24 protein-coding genes and 1 tRNA gene are annotated in these 25,036 nt (G+C 44.2%); 17 read left to right on the forward strand and 8 right to left on the reverse strand.

The genetic code is table 11. The annotated features are described in order from the left end of the window. The first annotated feature begins 129 nt into the window (after positions 1 to 129). From ACXQIQ_RS16490 to ACXQIQ_RS16505, 4 genes are all read left to right on the forward strand, one after another. Positions 130 to 1,452, forward strand: coding sequence for a Na+/H+ antiporter family protein (locus ACXQIQ_RS16490; protein ID WP_439301286.1), 1,323 nt, complete (start codon positions 130 to 132; stop codon positions 1,450 to 1,452). Positions 1,453 to 1,570: 118 nt separating this feature from the next. Then, positions 1,571 to 2,167: a sulfite oxidase-like oxidoreductase gene (locus ACXQIQ_RS16495; protein WP_439301285.1), complete on the forward strand. Its 597-nt coding sequence runs from the start codon at positions 1,571 to 1,573 to the stop codon at positions 2,165 to 2,167. A gap of 12 nt (positions 2,168 to 2,179) precedes the next feature. After that, positions 2,180 to 2,647, forward strand: a complete 468-nt coding sequence (locus tag ACXQIQ_RS16500; RefSeq protein WP_439301284.1) for a hypothetical protein — start codon at positions 2,180 to 2,182, stop codon at positions 2,645 to 2,647. 84 nt (positions 2,648 to 2,731) lie between these two features. Further along, positions 2,732 to 3,550, forward strand: a complete 819-nt coding sequence (locus ACXQIQ_RS16505; RefSeq protein ID WP_439301283.1) for a helix-turn-helix domain-containing protein — start codon at positions 2,732 to 2,734, stop codon at positions 3,548 to 3,550. Positions 3,551 to 3,585: 35 nt separating this feature from the next. Here ACXQIQ_RS16505 and ACXQIQ_RS16510 read toward each other — a convergent pair whose 3' ends face one another. Further along, complete coding sequence (locus ACXQIQ_RS16510) at positions 3,586 to 4,761, reverse strand: CapA family protein (RefSeq protein WP_439301282.1); 1,176 nt, start codon at positions 4,759 to 4,761, stop codon at positions 3,586 to 3,588. A 233-nt stretch (positions 4,762 to 4,994) separates the two neighbouring features. After that, positions 4,995 to 5,849, reverse strand: coding sequence for an alpha/beta fold hydrolase (locus ACXQIQ_RS16515; RefSeq protein WP_439301281.1), 855 nt, complete (start codon positions 5,847 to 5,849; stop codon positions 4,995 to 4,997). A gap of 208 nt (positions 5,850 to 6,057) precedes the next feature. Between ACXQIQ_RS16515 and ACXQIQ_RS16520 the strand changes: the two genes are divergently transcribed. From ACXQIQ_RS16520 to yugI, 5 genes are all read left to right on the forward strand, one after another. Next, on the forward strand, positions 6,058 to 6,447 hold the full coding sequence (locus tag ACXQIQ_RS16520) for a hypothetical protein (protein WP_439301280.1): 390 nt from the start codon (positions 6,058 to 6,060) through the stop codon (positions 6,445 to 6,447). A gap of 181 nt (positions 6,448 to 6,628) precedes the next feature. After that, a complete protein-coding gene (locus ACXQIQ_RS16525; protein ID WP_226547035.1) occupies positions 6,629 to 6,910 on the forward strand; it encodes a hypothetical protein in 282 nt (93 codons plus the stop codon). 192 nt (positions 6,911 to 7,102) lie between these two features. After that, positions 7,103 to 8,503 carry a class II fumarate hydratase gene (locus ACXQIQ_RS16530; RefSeq protein ID WP_439301999.1) on the forward strand — a complete coding sequence of 467 codons (1,401 nt, stop codon included), beginning with the start codon at positions 7,103 to 7,105 and terminating at the stop codon, positions 8,501 to 8,503. A gap of 358 nt (positions 8,504 to 8,861) precedes the next feature. Beyond that, positions 8,862 to 10,784, forward strand: a complete 1,923-nt coding sequence (gene asnB / locus ACXQIQ_RS16535; RefSeq protein WP_439301279.1) for an asparagine synthase (glutamine-hydrolyzing) — start codon at positions 8,862 to 8,864, stop codon at positions 10,782 to 10,784. A gap of 134 nt (positions 10,785 to 10,918) precedes the next feature. Then, positions 10,919 to 11,311 (forward strand): S1 domain-containing post-transcriptional regulator GSP13, encoded by a 393-nt coding sequence (yugI, locus tag ACXQIQ_RS16540; RefSeq protein WP_439301278.1) that lies wholly within the window; start codon positions 10,919 to 10,921, stop codon positions 11,309 to 11,311. Positions 11,312 to 11,460: 149 nt separating this feature from the next. On the opposite strand, the gene ACXQIQ_RS16545 is transcribed toward yugI, so the two are convergent. Then, complete coding sequence (locus ACXQIQ_RS16545) at positions 11,461 to 11,691, reverse strand: DUF378 domain-containing protein (protein WP_226547032.1); 231 nt, start codon at positions 11,689 to 11,691, stop codon at positions 11,461 to 11,463. 156 nt (positions 11,692 to 11,847) lie between these two features. Here ACXQIQ_RS16545 and ACXQIQ_RS16550 point away from each other — a divergent pair, with 156 nt between their 5' ends. From ACXQIQ_RS16550 to ACXQIQ_RS16570, 5 genes are all read left to right on the forward strand, one after another. Beyond that, the gene (locus tag ACXQIQ_RS16550) at positions 11,848 to 13,011 is read left to right on the forward strand and encodes an iron-containing alcohol dehydrogenase (protein WP_439301277.1); all 1,164 of its coding nucleotides are present in this window, start codon (positions 11,848 to 11,850) and stop codon (positions 13,009 to 13,011) included. 165 nt (positions 13,012 to 13,176) lie between these two features. Then, positions 13,177 to 14,805 (forward strand): SLC13 family permease, encoded by a 1,629-nt coding sequence (locus tag ACXQIQ_RS16555; protein ID WP_439301998.1) that lies wholly within the window; start codon positions 13,177 to 13,179, stop codon positions 14,803 to 14,805. Between the two features lie 69 nt (positions 14,806 to 14,874). After that, positions 14,875 to 16,059 (forward strand): MFS transporter, encoded by a 1,185-nt coding sequence (locus ACXQIQ_RS16560; RefSeq protein WP_439301276.1) that lies wholly within the window; start codon positions 14,875 to 14,877, stop codon positions 16,057 to 16,059. A 99-nt stretch (positions 16,060 to 16,158) separates the two neighbouring features. After that, on the forward strand, positions 16,159 to 17,508 hold the full coding sequence (locus ACXQIQ_RS16565; protein ID WP_439301275.1) for a glucose-6-phosphate isomerase: 1,350 nt from the start codon (positions 16,159 to 16,161) through the stop codon (positions 17,506 to 17,508). Positions 17,509 to 17,624: 116 nt separating this feature from the next. After that, complete coding sequence (locus ACXQIQ_RS16570; RefSeq protein WP_439301274.1) at positions 17,625 to 18,029, forward strand: YugN-like family protein; 405 nt, start codon at positions 17,625 to 17,627, stop codon at positions 18,027 to 18,029. Here the strand turns inward: ACXQIQ_RS16570 and ACXQIQ_RS16575 are convergent. Next, on the reverse strand, positions 18,026 to 18,781 hold the full coding sequence (locus tag ACXQIQ_RS16575; RefSeq protein ID WP_439301273.1) for an ion channel: 756 nt from the start codon (positions 18,779 to 18,781) through the stop codon (positions 18,026 to 18,028). The genes ACXQIQ_RS16570 and ACXQIQ_RS16575 overlap by 4 nt on opposite strands. 87 nt (positions 18,782 to 18,868) lie before the next feature. On the opposite strand from ACXQIQ_RS16575, the gene ACXQIQ_RS16580 reads away from it, so the two are divergent. The 3 genes from ACXQIQ_RS16580 (at position 18,869) to ACXQIQ_RS16590 (ending at position 20,099) form a co-directional block, all read left to right on the forward strand. After that, positions 18,869 to 19,183, forward strand: a complete 315-nt coding sequence (locus ACXQIQ_RS16580; RefSeq protein WP_226547027.1) for a YggT family protein — start codon at positions 18,869 to 18,871, stop codon at positions 19,181 to 19,183. 71 nt (positions 19,184 to 19,254) lie between these two features. Continuing rightward, positions 19,255 to 19,962: a chitin disaccharide deacetylase gene (chbG, locus tag ACXQIQ_RS16585; protein ID WP_439301272.1), complete on the forward strand. Its 708-nt coding sequence runs from the start codon at positions 19,255 to 19,257 to the stop codon at positions 19,960 to 19,962. Positions 19,963 to 20,026: 64 nt separating this feature from the next. Further along, a tRNA-Ala gene (locus ACXQIQ_RS16590) sits at positions 20,027 to 20,099 on the forward strand. Positions 20,100 to 20,373: 274 nt separating this feature from the next. Here the strand turns inward: ACXQIQ_RS16590 and ACXQIQ_RS16595 are convergent. The 4 genes from ACXQIQ_RS16595 to ACXQIQ_RS16610 all read right to left on the reverse strand — a co-directional run bounded on the left by ACXQIQ_RS16595 (position 20,374) and on the right by ACXQIQ_RS16610 (position 24,916). Further along, entirely contained in the window at positions 20,374 to 21,018 is a 645-nt protein-coding gene (locus ACXQIQ_RS16595; protein WP_439301997.1) for a transcriptional regulator, read from the reverse strand. A gap of 269 nt (positions 21,019 to 21,287) precedes the next feature. Further along, entirely contained in the window at positions 21,288 to 23,438 is a 2,151-nt protein-coding gene (locus tag ACXQIQ_RS16600; RefSeq protein ID WP_439301271.1) for a YhgE/Pip family protein, read from the reverse strand. 244 nt (positions 23,439 to 23,682) lie between these two features. Continuing rightward, on the reverse strand, positions 23,683 to 24,405 hold the full coding sequence (locus tag ACXQIQ_RS16605; RefSeq protein WP_439301270.1) for a hypothetical protein: 723 nt from the start codon (positions 24,403 to 24,405) through the stop codon (positions 23,683 to 23,685). Then, on the reverse strand, positions 24,386 to 24,916 hold the full coding sequence (locus ACXQIQ_RS16610; RefSeq protein WP_439301269.1) for an RNA polymerase sigma factor: 531 nt from the start codon (positions 24,914 to 24,916) through the stop codon (positions 24,386 to 24,388). The genes ACXQIQ_RS16605 and ACXQIQ_RS16610 overlap by 20 nt, the downstream gene beginning before the upstream one ends. Positions 24,917 to 25,036 lie beyond the last annotated feature (120 nt).

Consider the following 25,036-nt stretch of genomic DNA (forward strand, 5'->3'; position numbering starts at 1 on the left):
ATACAAATATCGGTAAAAGAAACTTTATAGGATCATGTGATTGACACTTTATCGGAATCGTGTTAAATTGATTTTCGTAATTTAGTACATTAGTGATTTATCGAGATAAAGTAGTTGGAGGTCATTTTCATGAACGCTGTTGTCATTGCTGTACTTGTCATGCTGCTCTTAAGCTTGTTGCGAGTACAAGTCGTTTTGGCCCTTGCTATCGGTGCATTGACTGGGGGATTGGTCGGTGGACTGGGCTTGAATGAAACGATTACCGTTTTTACTGAAGGATTAGGGAATAACGCTACGATTGCTCTGAGCTATGCATTGCTCGGTGCATTCGCATTAGGTCTATCGAAAACAGGTCTACCTGAACTACTCGTGTCAGGTGCCTTGAAAATGACGAAAAAACAGGGAGATACGAAAAGACAAGCGCTTTCAAAAGCTCTGTTACTATTCATCATCGTGACAATCTCAATCTTTTCGCAAAACTTGATTCCGATCCATATCGCATTCATTCCGATTTTGATTCCACCGTTGTTGTTGATTTTCAATGAACTGAGAATGGACCGAAGAGCATTGGCCTCATCCATCACATTCGGGTTGACTGCACCTTACATCTTGCTTCCCGTCGGATTCGGTCTCATTTTCCATCAGATCATCCAAAAGGAAATGGAGAAGAGTGGGTTGACGATTGATATGGCGATGATTCCGCAAGCGATGGCGTTACCGGTCGTAGGTATGGTCATCGGCTTGCTGATTGCGCTTTTCGTATCTTATCGAAAACCGCGTACGTATGAAAATAAGGACATTGCGAGTGAGAGTGAGACCATCCCATCTACATTCACTGCTCGTTCCATTACATTTTCAGTCATCGCAATCATCGTGACCGTCGTTGTACAGGTCTTGACGGAATCTATGATTCTCGGGGCGCTATCCGGAATTGTCGTCCTCTTTTTGACGGGTTCTTTCTCTATAAAAGAATCCGATCTCATCTTCACAGACGGCATGAAGATGATGGCGTTCATCGGTTTCGTCATGATTACAGCTGCTGGGTTTGCTGAAGTGATGAGACAAACAGGAGACATAGAAGTCCTTGTGAAGCAGACTTCTGGACTGTTTGATGGGAATCAAGTGCTGGCAGCGCTGATGATGTTGATTGTCGGGTTGCTTGTCACGATGGGAATCGGGTCGTCCTTTGCGACGATTCCGATCATCGCGACAATCTTCGTGCCGCTCGCTCAGGAGCTTGGATTCAGTCCGCTTGCGATCGTCGCACTTGTTGGAACGGCTGGCGCACTTGGTGACGCTGGGTCCCCCGCTTCAGATAGTACGCTCGGACCGACTGCCGGCTTGAACGCGGATGGGCAACACAATCACATCTGGGATACGTGTGTGCCGACATTCTTGCACTACAACATCCCGCTCATCCTCTTCGGTTGGATTGCTACGATCCTCCTGTAAAGACCGATAGTACTGTAAGACCTCTTTCACTTGGAAAGAGGTCTTTTTTCATAAGTAAAAGAAGGGTAGACTAATATAAAAGAATCGAAAAACATCGACGGAAAGAGGCGAAACCCTCATGTATTTTGGAAAAGAAAAGTCGGAAAAAGTGTCAGAGCGAGTGCCTCCGAACCAGGTCGTCACGAAAAAATGGCCGGTGCTCCATTACGGCAATGTTCCGTATTATGAGGACTTGAACAAATGGGATCTGAGATTGTTCGGTCATGTGGAGGAGGAAGTGCGTCTCACCTATGACGAAATCATGGACCTGCCTCAAACTGAACTGAAGAACGATATCCATTGTGTTACAGGTTGGTCGAAGCTCGATAACCGATGGCAAGGAATCGCAACACAGGAGATTTTAAAGAAGGTGAACGTACTGCCTGAGGCGAAATATGTCATTATACATGCTGAAGAAGGTTGGACGACCAATTTGCCGATGGAGGACTTCATGATGGATACGAGTATGCTTGCCCATAGTCATGATGGAGACACCCTTACACCAGAGCATGGTTTTCCACTCAGGGCAGTCGTTCCGCATCTCTATTTTTGGAAAAGTGCCAAATGGGTGCGGGGAATAGAGTTCCTTACCGATAACAAGCCAGGATTTTGGGAGCGTAATGGCTATCATATGGTCGGTCGTCCATGGAAGGAAGAACGATTCAGCTGGGATTAAAGGAGGAATAAGATGGATTCGAAAGAGTTACATACGTTTCACCGAAAAATAGCGGTCGACCTGTTTAATCATGTATGGGATCTGATGGAGAAAAAGGATCGGACAGACGATGAAGAACTCGAAATGATTCATGCAGCGCATGCGTCTAGATATCACTGGGGAATCGTCGGAAACGAGCTGAACTTCGCAAGAGGAGAGTGGCAAATTTCTCGAGTGTATGCCACCGTCGGCAGCTCAGAAAGAGCGTTGTATCATGCCGAGAAATCATTGGATTACTGTTTGGCAAACGATATCGTCGATTTCGATCTCGCGTTCGCGTATGAAGCGATGGCTCGTGGTTACTCACTTACACAGGACAGGAAACAGTTCGAAGAGAACCTGGAAAAAGCGGTTGCTGCAGGAGAAGCGATTGCGAAAGAAGGCGACAAGAAGGTATTCATGGAAAGCCTGGAAGACCTCAGACAAATCCCGACCACATGATTCTTTCATGTGGTTTTTCTTTTGAAAGTTGACCGGGCATCTGAATTAATGTTACGATTTTGTCACATAAAAAGGGGGGAGGTGTTGGTCATCGCTGAAATGGTTGATGATTTATCCACTACGTTCAAAGCATTGAGTCACCCGATCAGGAGACAGATATTGGACGCACTAATCAACGGTCCGATGTCAACGGGCGACCTGAATGAAAGGTTTCCGGATGTGACCCGCTATGCGGTTATGAAACACCTTGGAATGCTCGAGAGTGCCAACTTGATCACGATCCGTAGAGTCGGACGTGTCCGCTTGAATTATTTGAACGCTGTGCCATTGAGAGAAATGTACAACCGATGGGTGAATAAATACGAGGATCAAGATGCACACTCTCTTTTATCGTTAAAAGAAAAAGCCGAACAATCGGTAGGGAGGCATGAAGAGATGGAGAATGGATTAAAGCAGGATTCATTTCAAATCGAACAAGAGATCACGATTAACGCAACCCGGGATAAAGTGTTCAAAGCGCTCACAGAAGATATCAATGACTGGTGGGCGTATCGACTGAATGGAGATCAAGGCTCTACACTTTCCTTTGAGCCTAAAGTCGGCGGCCAATTCCTGGAGTCGTGGGGAGATGGTGAAGGTGCCCTATGGGGTGTCGTCACGTATATCAAAGCACCAGAAGAAATTCGGATGAATGGACTTCTTGGCATGAGAGGGGCTGTGAACAGTGCCTATACGTATTCCTTGGAGGAAAAAGGAGATCAGACCGTGCTGAAGCTGTCTCATCATGCGTATGGATTACTCGATCCCCAATGGCGTGATGCCCATGATGGCGGTTGGCAGGAATTACTCGGACAGTTCCTGAAAGAGTACGTCGAATCGGGCAAGCGCCCAGAGAAAGGGTAAATCAAAAGGAGATGCCACATACATGGCGTCTCCTTTTACCGTTCAGGTGTTTCGATGAATTCTAGGTCCTTAATCCAGCGGGACATATGTTGTTTCGTTTCTTCGTATTCCTTCTGCTTGTCCTCTAACTGATACATTGGGCGGACGATGTAATTGCGGTCCACATATGTCGGTAAGAAGGCAGGCTTCTCAACCGTGATCGTTTCTTCTTCCCCTTTTACGACCTTGGTGACGCCTACTTCAACTATGCCGCCAATATCCTTGTAATCCCATTTTTGTCCTGATAAAAAGTTTCCGAGGGAGTAGATGACGAACGTTTTTTTACCGTCAGGTCTTTCGATCCATTCTGGCGGCTGCAGGACATGTGGATGGTGTCCAATGATGATGTCTGCCCCTGCTGATGCGGCTTCATGGGCCAAGTATTTTTGTTGTTCATTCGGCAATCGTTCATATTCTGTTCCGAAGTGAAGGCTTAATACGACGACATCGGATTGCTGCTTCGCCTTTTCCACTTCAGTCTTAATCAGATCGGCATCGATCAAGTTGACGAGGTGAGGTTTCGATTCAGGGACAGGAATCCCGTTCGTCCCATAGGTGTAGCTCAGGAATGAGAACTCGATATCATTTCTTTCGAGAATCCGAATTTCAGAGCGGTCCTCTTCTGAACGATAGGAGCCAGTGTATTCCATACTGATGGCATCCCAGTGATCGAGCGCATTCATGATCGCCTTTTCACCACGATCGAGTGTGTGGTTATTGGCAATCGTAACGAGGTCGACTCCGGCTTCCTTCAATGCAGTTCCGATTTCGACCGGACTGTTGAATTGTGGGTAAGTAGACAATCCAATTTCCGTACCGCCAATCATGGTTTCTTGATTGGCAATCGTAATGTCAGCCCCTTCTAGAAAGGGTTTCACATTTTCAAGCATCGGAGTAAAATCATATTGTTGAGGTCCTGTTAAGGCTTTATCATAAACACGGGCATGGATCAAAATATCACCAACAGCACGCAACGTAGCACTTGTAGTCACCGTTTCCGGTTCTGCGGGTGGGTTCGGTTTGGCAGCCTCGATCTTTGTATTTTCAACTTTCGGGGATTCTTTTGGATCTTGTACGGTTTGATTTTCTGGAGAAAACGTATAATTCAACATAAATACAAAGACAAAACTGAATAGGACGACAAAGAGTGAAATAAATAAGACTTTCTTCATAAACAACCCCCTTACCACTATAATAGTCCCCTTTTGTCGCTGATTCCATATCTAGTTTTAGCGAATTAAGTCAGACTTTCGAACTTGTTGTCGAAATTAAGTCAAATGGAGTATCTGAAATGATTCAATATGGATTAGGAGAATATTCACACTGGATCAATAGCAACAATTCTTAAGTAAAACGCATTAAAAAAAGTGTTTGTCACCTGTTTCAAAAGGCGGACAAACACTTTCTAATTCATATCGAGAAAGGAACAGATTTCTTCGCTGACTTCCATCGGGATTTCTTCTGGAAGAAGATGACCAGCATCATCGTGTACTTTCAATTTTGCATTAGGCAAGTCCTTGACCATGCGTTCTCCTACTGAAGGAGGGATGACTCGATCATGTTTGCCCCAAAGGAGCAGAACGGGAGACTGAACTTCCTTCAATTCGTCCGGCAACATATCTCCTTCTCGATGTCTTAATACGCGAATGAGTGAGTGGAAGATGTTGTGGTCCGTAAATGGCTGGGCATAACCTTGGATCAGTTCGTCATCAATCAATTTTGGATTATGAACGACTGTGAGAAGATTATCCCGCACGCCCTTTTTTCCGACCCATCGCCGTATGACATGTACGAAGAAGGGTAAATAAGAACAGCGAACAATGAAAGAACTAGGTCTTTTCAAGTAACCGGAACTACCGAGGAGGATCAGTTTTGCAATCTTATCAGGTGCGATTCGTGCTGCATGCATCGCCACTTGCCCGCCCATGGAATGTCCGATTACATATGTGTTGAACAGTTGTAAATGCTGAATGAAATCGACGATGAGTTGACCGTAATTTTTAAGCGAATAATGGAATGTTCTCGACTTTTCACTTTTTCCGAAGCCAGGTAAGTCTACAGCGTAAATATGGAAACGATTTTTCAGCTCAGGGATGAGCTTTCTGAAGCTGAAACATGAACTCAAGAACCCATGAATCATAATCATGACAGGCGCGTTAGGATTAGGATGTGGGTAATGTTCGTAGTAAAGTTTCGTATTCTGCAGTATCAATTCTTTTGCAGGATTCATTTCTTGAATCATGGTGGTTGTCATCGCCATCGACCCATCACTCCCCTTTTGTCTGAATTTGAACGGACTATATCTACGCTTGCTTGTCCATGGTCTTCGTTATTAGGATTTCCCACTGTGATTTATGGCATGTAGTAAATTCCTGACAAAAAAGGGCGCATTTCCGCTAATACCCCTCTTCCGTTTTTGGATGTTGGTACATATTTTATTATGAAGAATGATAAGGAGGTTTAGGGGAATGCCTCAGTACTACGATAACGAAGAGTTCGATTTTGAAGCGAATGCCGATTTTTCTGATGCCGACAGACCTGGCTGCTATCCAAAACCATACCCGCCTTGTCCACCTGCTCAAGCACCTTCACAAGTGGCAGGTGCCCAAACCCAGCAGCAACCACAAGCGAATTTGCTTTATTGCATGCCTGTGGGTCAAGTAGCTGGAGCACAAGCGCCATCTTTGGTCGCGGGTGCACAAAGTCCATATAATGCATCACCTTATGGTGGGTTCGGAGGATATCCATATCCTTTCTATGGAGGATTTGGATATGGTTGGATTTGGGCTGTCGTGATTATCATCTTTATCCTGTTGATCATTGGAGGATTCTGGTGGTGGTCCTGTTACTGGCGTTAGTCGATTTGACTTTAAAGAAAGGGCTTGGCTTACATTCAAGCTCTTTTCTTTAGGTCATATGAAAATCGTACAAGCGGGCGTTCGCCTGAAGGATAAGTCTGAAGAAAAGTGAGCCTGAATACTGTTTTTCATAAAATTTGGGTAAACTGTTACATATTCCGAATACTATTGGAGGTAGACTATGCATTCTCGTCAAACTGTCATATACATTTGTGAAGAATATCCAAGCGGCAACAGGTATTACTATAAGAAGGAACTGATTACCCATGACTCGTGGATGAATCCGAAATCCCTCGAGTGGTCTGCTCCGAGACCCATTTCTGAGAAGACGTTCATCGAAAGGGCTCGTGCAGGATATCGTACCGAATACAGAAAGATCAACAAACCGAAGGCGAAAGTCTATCCATTCCCACCACCAGAACATCGTTGTTATCCATACTATCCGAACATGCGATGGCGATAAGATGTATAGCATGCACAAAGGTGCCTGGCACCGATTAAGAAGCCCTGTCCCACCAGGTTTCTTGCTCGGTACCAGGCACTTTCTGAAAATGCAGATGTATCAAGGGATGAAAAACGGTACCTGGTACTGGAAGAAAAATGGGTTTTAATTTGCGTATTTGTGGAACATAAGATTGTAGCGATACTAACAGGGATGGGAGGAATATCAGACGTGGAAAATTATCGAATTGCAAAAGATACACTAGGAGAAATAAAAGTACCCGCAAATGCTTATTACGGAGCCCAAACCCAACGAGCGGTCGAAAACTTCCCGATCAGCGGTCAACGATTGCCGCGGGCTTTCATACGTGCCCAAGCGATCATCAAGCGTTGTGCAGCCGTTGCGAATCGTGATACGGGCCAACTTGAAGAAAAGAAAGCGAATGCCATCATTCAAGCTGCTGAAGAAGTGATGGAAGGGAACTTGGATGAAGAGTTTGTCGTAGATGCTTATCAGGCCGGTGCTGGAACGTCACAAAACATGAATGCCAATGAGGTCATCGCATCTCGTGCGAGCGAACTTCTAGGTGGCGAAAGAGGGGATTGGACGAAAGTCCATCCGAATGATGATGTGAATATGGCACAATCTACGAACGATACGATTCATGTCGCCATCAACATCTCGGTTGCTGAAGAGTTGAACCGACACCTCTATCCAGCGCTCGAAAAAACGATTGAAGCGCTCGAAAAGAAAGCACAGGAATTTCAGCCCTACATCAAATCGGGGCGAACCCATATGCAGGACGCAGTTCCGATGCGATTGGGACAATCGTTTGAAGGATATGCTCAGAGTCTCAGGAATGCGTATGACGCTGTAAAGATGGCAGAGCCGTTTCTTTATGAGATCGGTTTAGGTGGAAACGCCGTCGGAACAGGCATCAACTCACACCCTGAATATAGTGACCGGGCAATTCAAGCGATTGCAGACACGACGGGCTTGGATTTCAAACAGCCGAAAAACCGGTTCAGCTTCATGCAAAATACAGGAGCGGCGATTCGTGTCAGTCATGCGTTAAAAGAGGTAGCCATCCATTTAATCAAGATTTCAAGTGATTTCAGACTGCTCAGCTCAGGGCCACGAACCGGCATCGCAGAGCTGACGTTACCAGCAGTTCAACCAGGCTCCTCTATCATGCCAGGGAAAGTGAACCCAGTCATACCGGAAAACCTGTATATGATTTGCTCACAAGTCATCGGTAATGATACCTGTGTTTCAACGGCAGGAGTCGGTAGTCAATTGGAGATCAACCCGATGATGCCAATCATAGGGTACAACGTACTACAGTCCATTACCATTCTCTCAAACGGGATGGACACGTTCACTGAACGATGCATCAACGGAATTGAACCGAATGAAGAGCGCATGAGCGAATTGATGGAAAAGAGTCTTGCCCTCGCGACAGCACTGAATCCGAAAATCGGATATGAAAAAGCAGCTGAAGTTGCAAAAGAAAGCTTTCGATCAGGCAAAACCGTTCGTGAAGTGATCCTCGAACAAGGGATTTTGACGGAAGAAGAAGCAGAGGACTTGTTGGACCCAGAAAATCTAGTGTAAGAAAACGACTACACGAAAGGGCAGAACAAAGCGTCTGTCCTTCTTTTGGTGCCAGGTACCATATTCAACCCATTGATCCATAAAGGTTCTCAATCAGTACCTGGTACTTTTTTTAAACATTTTAAAACTTTTTGAGATTTTGAAAGGTAATACATATAGTGAGTTTTTTGAGTTGAAAAAGCGCATAGTAAGAAATAACCAAAGGGAATTTATGGAATACTAAAAAAAGAAGAGATTTTTTGAAACAATGTCTAAAGTCACTCGTCTAATACTATTGCAAGCATATATAATGAGGTAATAGAGGTTATTCCAAATTTCACCTGGAGATATGAATAACTTCGAAAAAGGAGGCAGTCACATGTGCGGATTTGTCGGCTACGTCTCAGATGAGAACATCGAGCCAGAAGTTACAGAACAGAATCAATTGAAGAATATGACTGGTTTAATCACACATAGAGGACCCGATGATGAGGGGTTCTTCTATGATGAACATATACGTTTTGGTTTCCGTCGTCTAAGTATCATTGACCTTGAAAGCGGACACCAGCCGTTATCTTATGAAGATGACCGTTACTGGATCATCTTTAACGGCGAAATTTACAATTATGTCGAATTGCGTAATGAGTTGATTGAAGAAGGATATGAATTCAATACAACTTCCGACACAGAGGTTATTTTAGCGAATTATGCCCGAAAAGGTGTCGAGTCCATTAAAGATCTCCGAGGCATGTTCAGTTTCCTCATTTGGGATAAGGAAACGAAGAAACTCTTTGGAGGTCGGGATCCGTTTGGTATCAAACCATTTTTCTATTTAGAAGAAAATGGTCATCTTTATTGTGCATCTGAAAAAAAATCAATCCTGGCACTTCGGGACGAAAATGAAGTTGATCCTGAATCACTTCATCATTACCTGACATATCAATTCGTTCCGGAACCTGCGACCATGTCCGTCGGAGTGCAAAAATTGTCGCCTGGACACTATTTTACAAAAGAACCAGGTGGAAAGATGTCGATTCACGCCTATTGGCTACCGACGTTCCATCCGAAAGCTGCACCGATGGTTCGAACAATTGAAGAGATTCGAAATGTGATGAGAGACTCCGTCAAAGTACACATGCGAAGTGATGTACCTGTCGGAAGTTTCCTGTCAGGCGGAATCGACTCAAGTGCGATCGTTGCTCTCGCCCGAGAAATCAATCCGGATATCAAAACATTCACCGTCGGCTTTGAGCGCGAAGGGTATAGTGAAATTGATGTCGCCATTTCGACAGCAGCCGAATTGAATGTCGAGAACATCCATTATATCGTCAAACCAGAGGAATTTATTAGCGAATTACCGAAAATTATCTGGTACATGGACGACCCAGTAGCAGATCCAGCCGCAATCCCGTTATACTTCGTCGCTCGTGAGGCAAGGAAACATGTAAAAGTTGTCCTCTCTGGCGAGGGAGCGGATGAATTGTTCGGTGGGTATACCATCTACAACGAACCGAATTCATTAAGAAGCTATCAATCATTGCCACTAGGACTTCGAAAATGGCTGAAAAAGCTTACGGATGTCCTGCCAGAGGGTACGAAAGGCAAAAGCTTTATTGAACGAGGCAGCATGACGATGGAAGAACGCTATATTGGTAACGCGAAAATGTTCACTGAACATGAGAAAAAGCAGCTTCTCAACAAATATAACGAGGATTGGCATTATCGCAAAGTCACACAGCCGATTTATGACAATGCTCGGACCTATCAAGACATCCATAAGATGCAGTATGTCGATATGCATACGTGGTTACGTGGAGATATTCTTGTAAAAGCCGACCGTATGACGATGGCGAATTCACTTGAATTACGTGTTCCATTCCTTGATAAGGAAGTCTTCCGAGTGGCATCTCAAATCGCCCCATCCGACTCGGTTACAAATGGAACGACCAAGTATGCTCTCCGTGAAGCGATGAAAGGAATTGTTCCAGATTCAGTCCTGTACAGAAGGAAGCTCGGGTTCCCAGTTCCGATCCGTCACTGGTTGAAAAACGAGATGTATGAATGGGCGAAAAACCTCATCCAAAAGAGTCCGACAGACCAATACATCGATAAGAAGATCGTACTTGAGATGCTCGAATCACATCGTTCAGGGAAACTGGATTACAGCCGAAAGATTTGGACGGTGCTCATCTTCATGATCTGGCATCAGATTTATGTGGAAAAGCTCTATGATTTTTCGAACTTCCGCAGTTTAAGCGACTACGAAGAAGTGATTGAAGAATTCAATATCGCGACGAGCTGAGAGAATCCGGATGATTGAAAACCGCCGTCACCACGGTGGTTTTTTCTTTTTGCAAGTCTTATCGCCTTTTTGTACAATTAAGCTTTCTGTGTTATACTGTTAAAGTTAAAAAATATGTAGGAGTTGTTACTTTTATGAAATACGAAGTTGGAAGCACTGTAGAGGGGAAAGTCACTGGGATCAAACCGTTCGGTGCGTTTGTTGCCCTAGATGATCAACACCAAGGATTAGTACACATTTCCGAGGTTTCTCACGATTACGTGAAAGATATAAATGATCACCTTTCTGTAGGGGATACAGTAGAGGTTAAAGTTATGAACGTTGAAGAGGACAGCGGAAAGATCTCCCTCTCTATCCGTAAGACACAAGCTGCTCCAGAACCGAAACAGCAGCGCCCTCGTCGTAAGCGCCCAGCTCAAAACGACAACAATACTCAAGGATTCAACACGCTTGAAGACAAGTTGAAGAGCTGGTTGAAAGAGTCTAACGACCGCCAAGCTCAATTGAACAAGCGTCTTAAGAAATAAATAGAGTACAGTGCAAAAGCAGCCATAGGGGCTGCTTTTTTCTATTTGGAGGGCTCTACCTTACCCCAAAATGATCGGAAATTCCATTCTCAGTAACGAAAAAGAACCTGAGCCATGTTCCGGCTCAGGTTCTTTTCCATTAAATCAAGTTATGTCAATTCGCTGCGGTCTTCCGTACTGAATTCTTCAGACGGTTTGAACAACAGTGTCAGACAGTACAATCCACTAAGTCCAACCAATCCGTACACGATTCTTGCCAAAGCAGCATCTTGTCCACCGAAGATCGCTGCAACTAGATCGAATTGGAAAAAGCCGATAAGTCCCCAGTTGATTGCACCGATAATGACTAACACTAAAGCTGTACGTTGAATAGCACTCATGTTGTTTCCTCCTTTATTGAAGTGGAAGATTTTACTTCTTCTTTATTTTGGAATAGGACGGTCCTTTTTATGCATGAATGGCCAAATCAAATTACTTTACTCAAATCCCTGCTATTCGAGATAATAACACTATCTGATTCATAGAGGAGGATAAGCATGGATGCTTTTCAATTTCGAAATCCTACAAAACTGATATTTGGTAAAGGACAATTACAAACATTAGATACAGAAATCCCTCAATACGGTAAAAACGTGCTAGTCGTATATGGTGGTGGAAGCATTAAGAGGAATGGTCTGTATGACCAGGTGATGGAGCGGCTGTCCGCAATCGGTGCAAATGTGGCGGAGCTAGCTGGTGTTGAACCGAATCCACGATTGACGACCGTACGAAAAGGTGTCGAGCTCGTACGTGAAAACGATGTAGATTTCCTTCTTGCAGTAGGGGGAGGAAGTGTCATCGACTGCACGAAAGCCATCGCAGCAGGTGCGAAGTATGACGGTGACGTTTGGGATCTTATTACGAAAAAAGAGGAAGTGAAAGCGACGCTCCCATTCGGAACAGTGCTTACTCTTGCGGCAACGGGTTCTGAGATGAACTCAGGTTCCGTTATCACAAACTGGGAAACGAACGAGAAGTATGGTTGGGGAAGCCCGTTGAACTTCCCGAAGTTCTCCATTCTTGATCCTGAAAATACATTCACCGTGCCTGAGAATCAAACGGTTTACGGAATCGTCGACATGATGTCTCATGTGCTGGAGTCCTACTTCCATCCAGCGACAAACACGAAATTGCAGGAGCGTATGGCAGAAGCGATCCTACTCACCGTTATGGAAACAGCCCCTCAATTGCTTGAAAATCTGGAGAGCTATGAACATCGTGAAACGATTCTTTATAGTGGAACGATGGCATTGAACGGCATCTTACAGATGGGTGCACGCGGTGACTGGGCAACACACAATATCGAGCACGCTGTTTCTGCGGTGTATGATATTCCGCACGCCGGTGGACTCGCCATTCTGTTCCCGAACTGGATGCGTCACAATATCGAAGCGACAGAGCCGAAGCTGAAACAGCTTGCGATTCGAGTGTTCGGCATCGATCCAGAAGGTCAATCCGATCGGGAACTCGCCTTAACGGCAGTAGACAAAATCTCTGAATTCTGGACTTCATTAGGTGCTCCAACCCGTCTAGCCGATTATGACATCGACGATTCTCAATTGGATCTGATGGCTGATCGTGCGATGAAACGTGGATCATTCGGAAACTTCCGCACACAAGAAAAAGAAGACGTCATGAACGTACTCCAAATGTCCTTGTAAAAAGAATACTGCACACTGCTGATCAGGCGGTGTGCAGTATTTTTTTATCCGCATGTACTCCCAATTATTACAAACGTCTTACGAAAGCGTTTTACAAGGTATCAGGACGGGAATTTCCAATATGTAAATTTCATTGAATAGGAGGGATTGGATTTGGAACATTCTTTGTTACGCTCAGTGTGGGAAAATCTATGGAGATGGCACCACCAGGCAAAGGACTTATTAACGTTTTCATCATCTCAATCAGGGTCTTCCGCTCATTCTAATTCTGAGAAGGAAGCGTCCCAACAGACAGACCCTGGTCCGTCATACGATAAACGAAAAGGTGTCGGTCTGATTCTAGGACCATTGCTATTCGTAGCAACACTTCTTTTCTTCCGACCTGAAGGTCTTCCGCAGGAAGGATTAGCGATTCTTGCAAGTACAATCTGGATTGCGACTTGGTGGATTACGGAAGCGATTCCGATACCGGCAACGTCATTATTGCCACTGATCTTGTTCCCGCTGACCGGTGGTTTGAGCGGTGATCTGACCGCCTCTTCTTATGGAGATAATACGATTTTCTTATTCATGGGAGGGTTCCTGATTGCGTTATCCATGCAAAAGTGGAACTTGCACAAGCGGATCGCTCTCTTCATCATTTCAGCAATCGGAACAAGCACGGAGCGGATCATCCTCGGATTTATGGTCGCAACCGGCTTTCTATCCATGTGGATTTCCAACACAGCCACTTCCATGATGATGGTACCGATCGGGATGGCGGTCATTTTCCAGGTTTCAGAACAGCTGAAGAAAGAAGGGAAAGAAGACACAGCCGTCCACAAGTTCAACTTCGGTAAAGCAATCATGCTTGGGATTGCCTACAGTGCGTCCATCGGTGGTCTCGCTACCTTGATTGGAACTCCACCGAACACGATTTTTGCAGCCGTCGTTCAGGAAACCTATGGGATCGAAATATCGTTTGCCCGTTGGATGCTTTTCGGTGTACCAATCGTAATCGTCATGCTCTTCGGTACCTGGTACTACTTGATAAAAGTAGCGTTTCCGATGAAAATTCGAGAGCTTCCAGGTGGTCGGGAAGTCATCCAGAAAGAGAAGAAGTCACTTGGCAAAATCGGTCCTGAAGAAAAAGTCGTACTGACCATTTTTACATTAACAGCATTAGCCTGGATTTCACGTTCATTCATCCTTGCGGAGCTGAATCCGAATATCAATGACACGATCATTGCGATGTCAGCGGCCATCTTATTGTTCTTGATCCCGTCTGCTACTAAAAAAGGAGACTTCTTGCTTGATTGGAATACGGCGAAAGGTCTTCCATGGGGTATACTACTCCTGTTCGGTGCAGGACTAGCGATCGCTTCAGGCTTCCAGGAATCCGGTCTTGCGAAATGGATCGGTAATCGCCTGACAGTCTTAGAAGGCATCAATCTATTCTTGATCCTTGCCATCGTCGTTGCACTCGTCATCTTCTTGACGGAGATCACATCGAACACAGCAACCGCAACGATGATGTTCCCAATCATGGCATCTCTTGCATCCGCAATATCTGTCCACCCGTATACGCTGATGATCGGTGCAGGAATTGCAGCTAGCTGTGCGTTCATGCTACCTGTTGCTACACCACCGAACGCCGTCGTTTTCGGTTCAGGCTATCTCCGTATACCTGACATGGCACGTGCAGGATTTTGGCTGAATGTCGTTTCGGTCATCATCGTGACATTAGCGATCTATTTTTACATGCCAATTATCTGGGGAATCGACATCACAAGCTTCCCAGATTCATTCAACTAATCAATCCGATGGAAAAGTGGGGCGTTCACACGCTCCGCTTTCTTCTATCCTGGAAAAGGATGACCGTCTATGGATGTACATACACCTTATACAAAAGAGGATCGCCAATTCTGGCAGGTCATTCTGGCACTGACGATCTCTTCGTTATTGAATTTTTCGACCCTTTATGTGTTCCAACCACTGCTGCCCGTATTTGTGGATGAATTCAATTTGACGGCGACTGCGTCCAGTTTCTTGATGTCTGCATCGGTCGTAACAATGATGATTGGTCTGTTCATTCTCGGATTCCTCTCAGATCGATATGGCAGCAAAGTGATTATGATCGTCTCACTGATGGTTACGATCGTGACTTTAGCAACCATGGCCTTTTCAACGAATTTCACGTTAATTGTCATTTTACGCCTTGTTCAAGGATTTTTCTTAGCTGGTGTACCGGCTTCCGCAATGGGATACCTCGGCAATGCGATTGACCGAAGGCATATCGGTGTGGCGATGACCTTTTACATTGCGAGCAATGCATTAGGAGGGATGGCTGGACGCGTGTGGGGAGGCTACAGCACAGATCAATGGGGATGGGAATCAGCAGTCATGAGTCTGGCCGGAGTTGGTGTGGTAGCGCTCGTATCATTCATCGTCCTGCTTCCGACCGAACGCTATGCTACTGATGAAACAGCCTACTTACAGGATGACTTGAAAGGCATGCTCGTCCATTTGACTGACAGAAGGCTCATTCCGCTTTTCGCCATGGGACTTCTCCTGCAGATCATGTTCACAGCAGTATGGACGTACTTACCTTTTTACTTAAAAGGAGACCCGTTCAACTGGTCGCTCAAGTGGATTTCCCTTACGTATTTCGCTTATGTGCTTGGAGTACTTGCGCCACCTTTAGCAAGCCGATTTTCCAACCGGCTCGGATTATCCCGTGTCATGATGGGGGGACTTCTATTACTCGGTATCGGCACATGGATGACAGCTATTCCGAGCGGAACTTTCATCGTGCTCGGCTTAACTTTGATCTGCACCGGCTTTTTCGTCTCCCACTCGATGGCAGCGGCACTCGTCAACAAGACAGCGTCGCATCATAAGAGCGGAGCGTCGAGCTTTTACCTGATCAACTATTACTTAGGGGTGGCCATCGGGAGTACAGCGGTCGGAACGCTATGGGATCAGTTCGAGTGGATCGGGATTCTCAGCACAAGTTTGCTGCTCGTATTGATAGTGATTTTCCTCCCGATCTATAAGCAGCTGAAATAATTTTTCGGTGTAATCGGTTACATGTTTACAAGAACTTGCGTTTGATTTTTCATTCCGATAAAGTGATTATGAATAGTGAATAGAAGATGGAGGGTTAACATGTCAACAATCCAATTTGATTATAAAAAAGCATTGTCTTTCATTGGTCAGCACGAAATCGACCAGTTCGCTGACCAGGTGAAAACAGCCCATAATGCACTACATAACGGAACCGGTGCCGGTAACGATTTCATCGGCTGGGTCAACCTGCCGGAGAATTATGATCGAGAAGAATTTGCTCGTATCCAAAAAGCAGCAGAAAAAATCAAATCAGATTCAGACGTTTTGCTTGTAATCGGAATCGGTGGTTCTTATCTTGGTGCTCGTGCAGCGATTGAAATGCTCAACCACTCTTTCTACAACATGCTCGGAAAAGAAGACCGTGAAACACCTCAAGTCATTTTCGTCGGTCACCACATCAGCTCAACGTACGTTCAAGACCTATTTGATGTGTTGAAGGACAAAGATGTTTCCATCAACGTCATTTCAAAATCCGGAACGACCACGGAGCCTGCGATTGCTTTCCGATTGTTCCGCAGCTTCTTGGAAGAGAAGTACGGTAAAGATGAAGCGCGTAAACGGATCTACGCTACGACAGACCGTGAAAAAGGAGCGTTAAAAACGTTAGCAAATGAAGAGGGCTATGAAACATTCGTTATCCCAGATGACGTTGGAGGCCGTTACTCTGTACTCACTGCTGTAGGGTTGTTGCCGATCGCAGCGACTGGCATCAATATTGAAGAGATGATGCAAGGTGCGAAAGATGCGCGTGAAGCGTATGCGAACCCGAACCTGGCAGAAAACGAGGCATACCAATACGCAACTGTTCGTAACGCACTTTATAATAAGGGAAAAACCATCGAGTTGATGGTCAACTACGAACCAGCACTTCATTACGTGGCAGAGTGGTGGAAGCAGCTTTACGGTGAAAGTGACGGGAAAGACAACAAAGGTATTTTCCCAGCTGCAGCTGACTTTTCTACAGACCTCCACTCCCTTGGACAATACGTCCAAGAAGGTCGCCGGGACTTGTTTGAAACGATCTTGAATGTAGAGAAACCACGTAAAGAAGTGGAGATTAAAGAGGACGAAGGCAACCTTGATAATCTGAACTTTTTAGCTGGTAAAACGATGGACTTCGTAAACCAGAAGGCGTACGAAGGTACATTGCTTGCTCACACAGATGGTGGCGTGCCGAACCTGGTGTTGAACATTCCTGAGCTGAATGCCTACCACTTCGGTTATCTCGTCTATTTCTTCGAGAAAGCATGTGCCATCAGCGGATATTTGCTCGGTGTGAATCCGTTCAACCAACCTGGGGTTGAAGCGTACAAAAAGAACATGTTCGCATTGCTCGGTAAGCCAGGATTCGAAGATCTGAAAGAAGAATTGGAAGGCCGTTTGAAGTAATAATCCTATTAACCAAAAGATGACCTGTCATCGATTTCTCAATCGATGCTTCAGGTCATCTTTTTTCGTTAAATGGACACGCTAAAGGTAATGATTGTCTGAAGGGAGAAACAAGCATGCTTGAAATTCGCTCGAAACTAGAAGGAGAGAAATACGAACTGAATGAGTTGGAATATTCGTTGAAGCCACTCGGATATGATATCGGTGGCGGTTGGGATTACGATCATGGCGCATTTGACTACAAATTGGACGATGAAAACGGCTATATGTTCCTCCGCATACCGTTCAATGCAGTCAAAGGTCAATTGGATAAGGACAACTGTGTCGTCGAACTCGGAACACCTTACTTGCTTCATCACGTATACCAGCGTGGTTTGGATGACAACGTTTCTGTCTGGAACAAGACCGCATCATTCAACCAATTCTCAGAACCACAAGACCCGGATGGTTCCATCGATGATAAGTGGATCAGCATAGGAGAAAAAATGGTCAAGGACCTGGAGGACCAACTCCTCGATTAATCCATTTTTTTCAAAAGCGCTTTGCTCACAATTGTAGAGGTGTGGATGATTTCTTCGGCTCCAGCACGTTTCGCATTTTCATATTGAGCAGAAGTGAGAATTTCAACGATCGTCCGAGCGACGGGACTCATCCCGACGACAGCCAGCAGTGTCAGGACCGAATCCATATCGGACTGTTCTTCACTCACTTGATTGTTTGCGGTGATGAAGACCATTTGAGCAAACCGAACATTCGCTTTATTAAGTGTTGCATCTTCGTACGCTTTTCCATGGATAAAGTGGACATTGCTGTTATGAAACGGATTCGTATTGATTGTCCGATCGATTAACACGATGTCTTTGTCAGGCGTCTCTTGATATATTTGTTCAATCAGTGCTTTGGAGCGTTCATTCCAGCCGACGACGACAATATGACCGCTCTTGCCGTAAGCCATATCACCTTTCAAAAGGGCATTCTGTCGTCTGACTGTATAAGTTGCCATTTGCGAGAAAAAATAAGTGATAAACGTTGTTCCTGTAAAAACCAACAGGATCGTCATCCATTTTCCAAAAACGGTCTTCGGGACGAGATCACCGAAGCCGACAGTAGAAGCCGTGACCACAGCCCAATAAATCCCGTCGAAGATCGATTGGAAATTGTCAGGCTCTAACGCATGCATCATTGTACCGAAAAGGAACAACACGGTGAAGACAATGATGATTAATCGTAATAAGGTTGGTAGGCGGAGATAGTGATTGGCAAGAGTCTTCATCAAAGTCACCTTTATCTAATAAAGTCAATAGTAGCAGTATAACCATATGTATGTAGTTGAAAACGCGAATGAAAGGAGGAAGAACCTATGCGGAAAAGACCTTTTCTCATCTATCTAGTCAATTTGTTCATGGGAATCATTGAAGCACTCATTTTATTGCGCATTATCTTAAAGCTGTTTGGAGCAAATCCATACACCCCTTTTGTCCAATGGATCTATAATTTGACGATGCCATTACTCTCCCCATTTCGGAATATCTTCCCGTCTCCGATGATTCAGGGAAGATATGAATTGGAGCTGACGAGTATTTTCGCCTTGATTGTCTATGCGATTCTTTCTTACTTCCTTGTTCAGTTCATCTTAATGCTGAATTCGGGGGACGGCGACAATCGCAGGAGATAAACAGATTGCTTTGGAGAAGGAATCGACTATGCGTATAATAAAAGCAACAATGAACGGATGGAGCGATTTCTTTGATCAAGTTACTCGTGAATGCCGATGACTTCGGCTACTCAAGAGGTGTCAATCACGGAATCATCGATGCGCACCGTTTCGGTATCGTCAACTCGACGACGATGCTTGTAAACATGCCAGGCACTGAGCACGCAATTGAATTGGCAAAGGAAAATCCGGATCTGAAGGTCGGGGTTCATTTGACGTTGACATGCGGAAGAGCGATGGCTTCAGGTGTACCATCGCTTGTTGATCAGGACGGACGATTTCGTATGACCAAACGATTTGAGGACTTTGAACAAGTCAAGTTGGATGAAGTTGATAAAGAGTGGGAAGCTCAAATTGAGTATATGATTCAAGGAGGATTGAAGCCCAGCCATTTTGACAGCCATCACCACATTCACGCTCAACCACGGTTGCTTCCGGTTGTACAGCGGTTGTCTGAGAAGTACGATTTACCCGTACGGAATGTGTTCGGCAATAAACCAGTGGGTGTGAAGCTATTAACGGACGTGTTCTTCGATGACTTTTTCGGAGAGGAAATACGTGTCGACTATTTTAAGCAATTGAAAAGGAAAATGACAGAAGGTCAAACGGTTGAAGTGATGTGCCATCCAGCATACGTTGATGAAGCATTATTATCAGGATCTTCCTATCACTTAAAAAGGGCAAAAGAACTGGATGTCTTGATGAACACGAAACTGGATCAGGAGTTCCAGTTGCTTTGATGGAAGATATTGCTCATTTCGAGAAGGTTGTGCTATACTCTTCTTGTCGCAAAAATTGAATCACGGGGCATTAGCTCAGCTGGGAGAGCGCTTGGCTGGCAGCCAAGAGGTCAGCGGTTCGATCCCGCTATGCTCCACTTATCGGGAAACCCTTGCATACAGCAAGGGTTTTTTTATTTTGTTTTCATTGCTACATAATTGGCCTATGAACAGGTCACTGTTTCTGTGGACATCTGTTCCGCTATTTTTGATGAATAGTCAGATTTTAAAGTGTAAGCGGACATCTAATCCGCTATTTTTATAGAATTCAGCTAATACAATCATATTTTTGCTCAATAACGGAATAAATGTCCAAAAGATCACTAAAATGTATCAAATTTTTATAAATAACGGAATAAATGTCCATAAACTTTATCTTAATTTATACCTTCTCGCTCGTTCTTTGCTGCTCTCTACCATTAAAATTTTTGACTTAACCATACTGTGTAAAAGGCGCCTAGCGTGCCGATCACTTACATTGAGATGATTTGCTACTTCCAGAGGTGTAAACGATCGTGGTAAGCGACGTGCAAATCTCAGAATTTCTATTTCGACCCAAGTTAAGCTAGAAGGAGCTTCACTCGAGATAAATTTGCCGATGAAAGCAAGAATAAGCTGTGACACTTTTTTGGGTTCATCCTTAATCGATAAATAGGCGATAGGTAAAAAGGTCCAACCATCTAAAGCTAACAAAGAATGCCTCCAACATAAATCCTTAAATCTTCTGACATCTAGGTCTCTCGCATGAGGACCGTATCCTTGAATTTTTATTCCTCCTTTGACGCCTCCTGGCATGTATGCAAGATCCAAGTAGCGATATCCATTGTTGAAATCACGTACCTCCCATTCTGGATATAAATGATCAAAATTGCCGATCGTAGGAAACCATATAACTCTAAGAAATTCGATAGTGCCATGTCCCAATCCCTTGTTTAAAATTTCTAGTCTTCTATGATTTTTTTCATCTGTAATATTTTTTTGAAGCCATTCGTTAAAAGTTTCTTCAAATGTGGGTATGGTAACCACGTCCTTTTCAAATTGGATTTTAATAAAAATATAGAAAAGCAAGTGTTGAGGAGAAGGGAGAATAAATGTACTGAGGTAGTGGGAAAAGGTAATAGAAACAGAAGGGTTTACTCTAGATCTATCATACAGGAAAATAAATTAAAAAATAGTAAAAATTAACATATTTGTTTCGGAGGGATTTAAGATCATTACTCCTAATAATTAATTTTGTAATCATGAAAAGACAGCCATCCAATTGGTGGCTGTCCTTATAAATATTATTACATTGCTGCAGCTTCATTTTGTTGATGTTTCTGTGATTTTTGTTTCTTGAATAGGAACACTGCATATGACAATCCAGCAAAAACGAGAAGATAAGTTAACAGGATCGACATGTTCCACATCATACCGCTGATTGAATCCAGTGTAATCACGGATTTGAAACCGGCAATCGAGTACGTGAATGGAAGGTACTCACTGAGGGCCCGTAAGTTATCCGGAAGCATTTCAATCGGCAAGTTCGCACCTGTAATGGAAAGCTGTAAGATGACAAGTCCGATTGCAATGAATCGACCGATGTTTCCTCCGAACGAGGCAAGGAACAACACAATCGCTGAGAAAACGATACTGACGACGATTGCAAAGAGAATGAGACCGGATGGATTCGTCACATTCACTTTCAAGATGAATAATACGACCATCATGAGTAAAATCGCTTGAACGACTGCAAGAGAAGCGAGCTTCAAGAATTTCGTGATGAACCAGCTCAAGCTTGAAATATGGGCTGGGCGTTTGAAATTGATGAACATCGACATGATCAGGATTCCGACAAACAAACCGAGCGTCAGTACATATGGAGCAGTCGAATCCCGGTAATGTTCATACTGATTCAGTTCTTTCCCTTTCAATTTCACAGGGGAGGAGAACATCCCGACATTTTCATCTCCTGTTTCAATACCACTTGTTTTCTCTGCACCTTCTTTCAACCCGGAAGCGAGTTGCTCACTTCCGTCATCTACTTTTCCAGCACCATCGTTGAGTTTTTCTGCCCCGTTGGCAAGCTTTTGCCAGCCCTCGTCTACGGCAGAATTCCCATCAGCAATTTTACCTGCACCTGTATCAAGCTTCGAGACACCGGCGATCAAGTCGTTCCAGCCTTTTTCCACTTTTGCATTTCCATCTTCAATTTGTCGAGCACCATCTTCAACTTTTCCAGCACCTGTATCGACTTTTTGTTGACCAGCTACGAGTTGATTGAGTCCATCATGGAGTTTGGCTGTTCCTGGTACAACCTTATTGTCGATGCCGTCAGCAACCGTAACTGCTCCATCACTTAGTTTCACAGATTTTGAGGACAGACTGTTCAGACCGTTTGATATTTTCTTCGCTCCGTTAATAATTTTTTGGTAGGATTCCGCATATGGAGGTAGCTGTGTGGAAGGATTTGCATCCCCGAATTCTTCTAATCCAGCTACCAATGCTTCAGCACCAGCAGCTAGTTCTGCTGATCCGCTTTTTAAACGTACCGTTCCATCTGCTACTGCTCGTGCACCTGGTGCTAGGTTCGAAGCAACGCCGTTTTTCAGTTCTTCACTACCTGCCTCAGCTTTTTGCAATCCGGCTAAAATTTGAGAGGTTCCGTCTTTCAGCCGGACCGTTCCATCATGCAGTTCTGCTGAACCATTGGCAAGCTTCGAGATGTCTCCAGACTTGCCTTCTAATTTATCCAGTAGAAGAGCGGTACCGTCTTTCAATTGTTGTGATCCGTTCGCTAGTTTTGTAATATCGGATTGTTTGGATGTCACAGAGTTCAAAAGTTTCTCGGTACCGTCATTCAGCTGACTCGTTCCATCTGACAAACGCGCCGAACCATCTGCTGCCTTCTCGAATCCTTCTGAAACATCTCCTAAACTTGTAAAGACTTTGGATGTATAGTTTTCTGTAATTGTGTTCGCGAGTTTTTCACGAATACGTTCTGTTGCCGTTTTGGTAATAGAGGAGGCAAGAAAGTTGAGCCCTTCATTCTGTATGTATTCCAATTCAAGCTTTTGCGGGTTCGGCTCCATAACGGTTGTGACACGCTGAGAAAAGTCTTCTGGAATGATGATCGCCATATAGTAATCATTTTGTTCAAGCCCCCGCATGGCATCCGTGGAACTGACGAATTTCCAGCCAAGATCGTTCCCTTCTTTCAAATTCGAAACGAGTTGATCTCCGACATTGATTGCTTCTTCTCCAGATATTGCGCCATCATCTTCATTGACGACTGCAACTGGGAGATTCGACAGGTTGTCGTAAGGTCCCCAGGTTGCTGAAAGTAAGATGCCGCCATAAAGGACGGGCACCAATAAAGCGGCTATGACTGAAAAAAGAATCGCTTTATTCGTTGCGAGTTTCGAAAACTCAATCGAAAGCAATTTGAATAGATGCATCACGATACCTCCAAGTAGAGTAGTAGACGCCCCTTAAGCAGAAATGAATGAAGACCCATTCATTTTTTTCTAATTCTCATAATATTCTAATAAAATGTAAGATGCTAGCTTTTGAGGTCCATTTACATATATGGCACTAATCACATTACACAATAAGTAGTATACTGAGATATTTTTGTGCGTGATAGATTTACTATTTTTCGTTTGAAAATAAAAACTAGCTCGGAGCACCGAGCTAGTCAATCTATTTCTCCACAATATGGAATTCCTTCAGCATTTCACTGAGTCGCACCCCATGTCCTTCAGATGCTTCGAGGAAATATTTTTGATGGAAGATGTATGAGCCTCCATTTTTATCTGATATGACAAAAAAGCGATTGACCGGACTGTTCCATTCTTGACCATCTATCGTACGGGCGGTTTGCGCGTCGATGGGGTAGTCAGTAGATTCAAATGTCAAATCATATTCCGCTTCCAGCTGACGGATCGTATCTTCGACTGGCTGATCTTTTTCATGAATGATTTTCATGGACACTTCAGGATATTGTTCAGGTAGTGGTTCTTTCGTTGTAATGAGATCGTACTTTTCATGTTCTTCCAGCTTGTAGTGTTCCTCATCTACATAGATTACGTAGCCTTTCTCCGATTGGTCATTCAAGGTAGCGGTTTCTTCTTCTTCAGATCCTTCCATTGGGATCTTCACTTGCTTTTCAGGTTCAAACCATTTTATTACGGTGTCGACGAGTGCGTGACCAGGTGTGGTAAACAGAAGTCCAGAAGCTAGAATCAAGATGGCAGCAGCTGTCGAGACAAGTCCAATCCAATAAGGTTTCTTCTTTTTCTCTTTCTCAAATGATAGCTGTTCCTCAAGTTCTTGCCACATTCTTTCTTTTTGAAGTTCGTCCACTTTATATTCTTCTTCTTTCAAGGTTTTCTCTATATAACGTTCAAACTTGTTGTTGTCCATGGATATCACCTCTTAATTCTTCTTTCAACATTTTCCGGGCTTGGAACAGCCTTGATTTTACGGCACTTAAGCTGATGTCGAGCACAGTAGACATTTCCTTTTCACTCAGCCCTTCCAAATACTTCAGAACGATGGCTTCACGATGATCCTCTTTCAATTTCGCCATCGCATCATCGAGAATTTCGTGATCAGTCTCAGGAGGTTGCACTTGAGCGATTTCGTTATGGGGAACCTGATCAAAGTCCTGCTCAGGTTTGCGCTTTTTGATGAGCCTCCTTACCTCATTGGTCAATATCCGATAAAACCATGGTTTGAACGGTTTGGATTCGTCAAAAGTATGAATGCCTTTGTAAACTCGGATGAATGTTTCTTGAACAGCATCGGATGCATCCGAGTCATTTTTAAGCATAGATACCGCAGTTCTCATTGCGGATGGGTAGTATTCATCGTATAAAGCCCTGAAGGCTTTTTTATCACCTTTTTTGATTTTCTTGATCGTCTTTTTATTCAAATGGGATCGCCCCTTTTATCTTTCTCATATGTAATACCTCAACAAAGCCTCAAAAGTTGTTACGAACTACAGATTCGTACCAGGTACGTCAGTAGAACCCAACAACCGCAAGGGATTGGG

The sequence above is a fragment of the Pseudalkalibacillus sp. Hm43 genome, assembly GCF_054170705.1.

Excerpts from the sequence above, each read along its gene's own strand:
- ACXQIQ_RS16565 (WP_439301275.1), top strand. The coding sequence starts at position 16,159 with ATGTCAACAATCCAATTTGATTATAAAAAAGCATTGTCTTTCATTGGT.
- ACXQIQ_RS16545 (WP_226547032.1), bottom strand. The coding sequence starts at position 11,691 with ATGAGTGCTATTCAACGTACAGCTTTAGTGTTAGTCATTATCGGTGCA.
- ACXQIQ_RS16515 (WP_439301281.1), bottom strand. The coding sequence starts at position 5,849 with ATGGCGATGACAACCACCATGATTCAAGAAATGAATCCTGCAAAAGAA.
- ACXQIQ_RS16530 (WP_439301999.1), top strand. The coding sequence starts at position 7,103 with ATGGGAGGAATATCAGACGTGGAAAATTATCGAATTGCAAAAGATACA.
- ACXQIQ_RS16490 (WP_439301286.1), top strand. The coding sequence starts at position 130 with ATGAACGCTGTTGTCATTGCTGTACTTGTCATGCTGCTCTTAAGCTTG.
- ACXQIQ_RS16560 (WP_439301276.1), top strand. The coding sequence starts at position 14,875 with ATGGATGTACATACACCTTATACAAAAGAGGATCGCCAATTCTGGCAG.
- ACXQIQ_RS16575 (WP_439301273.1), bottom strand. The coding sequence starts at position 18,781 with ATGAAGACTCTTGCCAATCACTATCTCCGCCTACCAACCTTATTACGA.
- ACXQIQ_RS16520 (WP_439301280.1), top strand. The coding sequence starts at position 6,058 with ATGCCTCAGTACTACGATAACGAAGAGTTCGATTTTGAAGCGAATGCC.
- ACXQIQ_RS16510 (WP_439301282.1), bottom strand. The coding sequence starts at position 4,761 with ATGAAGAAAGTCTTATTTATTTCACTCTTTGTCGTCCTATTCAGTTTT.
- ACXQIQ_RS16525 (WP_226547035.1), top strand. The coding sequence starts at position 6,629 with ATGCATTCTCGTCAAACTGTCATATACATTTGTGAAGAATATCCAAGC.
- yugI (WP_439301278.1), top strand. The coding sequence starts at position 10,919 with ATGAAATACGAAGTTGGAAGCACTGTAGAGGGGAAAGTCACTGGGATC.
- ACXQIQ_RS16570 (WP_439301274.1), top strand. The coding sequence starts at position 17,625 with ATGCTTGAAATTCGCTCGAAACTAGAAGGAGAGAAATACGAACTGAAT.
- asnB (WP_439301279.1), top strand. The coding sequence starts at position 8,862 with ATGTGCGGATTTGTCGGCTACGTCTCAGATGAGAACATCGAGCCAGAA.
- ACXQIQ_RS16500 (WP_439301284.1), top strand. The coding sequence starts at position 2,180 with ATGGATTCGAAAGAGTTACATACGTTTCACCGAAAAATAGCGGTCGAC.
- ACXQIQ_RS16580 (WP_226547027.1), top strand. The coding sequence starts at position 18,869 with ATGCGGAAAAGACCTTTTCTCATCTATCTAGTCAATTTGTTCATGGGA.
- ACXQIQ_RS16605 (WP_439301270.1), bottom strand. The coding sequence starts at position 24,405 with ATGGACAACAACAAGTTTGAACGTTATATAGAGAAAACCTTGAAAGAA.
- ACXQIQ_RS16550 (WP_439301277.1), top strand. The coding sequence starts at position 11,848 with ATGGATGCTTTTCAATTTCGAAATCCTACAAAACTGATATTTGGTAAA.
- ACXQIQ_RS16495 (WP_439301285.1), top strand. The coding sequence starts at position 1,571 with ATGTATTTTGGAAAAGAAAAGTCGGAAAAAGTGTCAGAGCGAGTGCCT.
- ACXQIQ_RS16600 (WP_439301271.1), bottom strand. The coding sequence starts at position 23,438 with ATGCATCTATTCAAATTGCTTTCGATTGAGTTTTCGAAACTCGCAACG.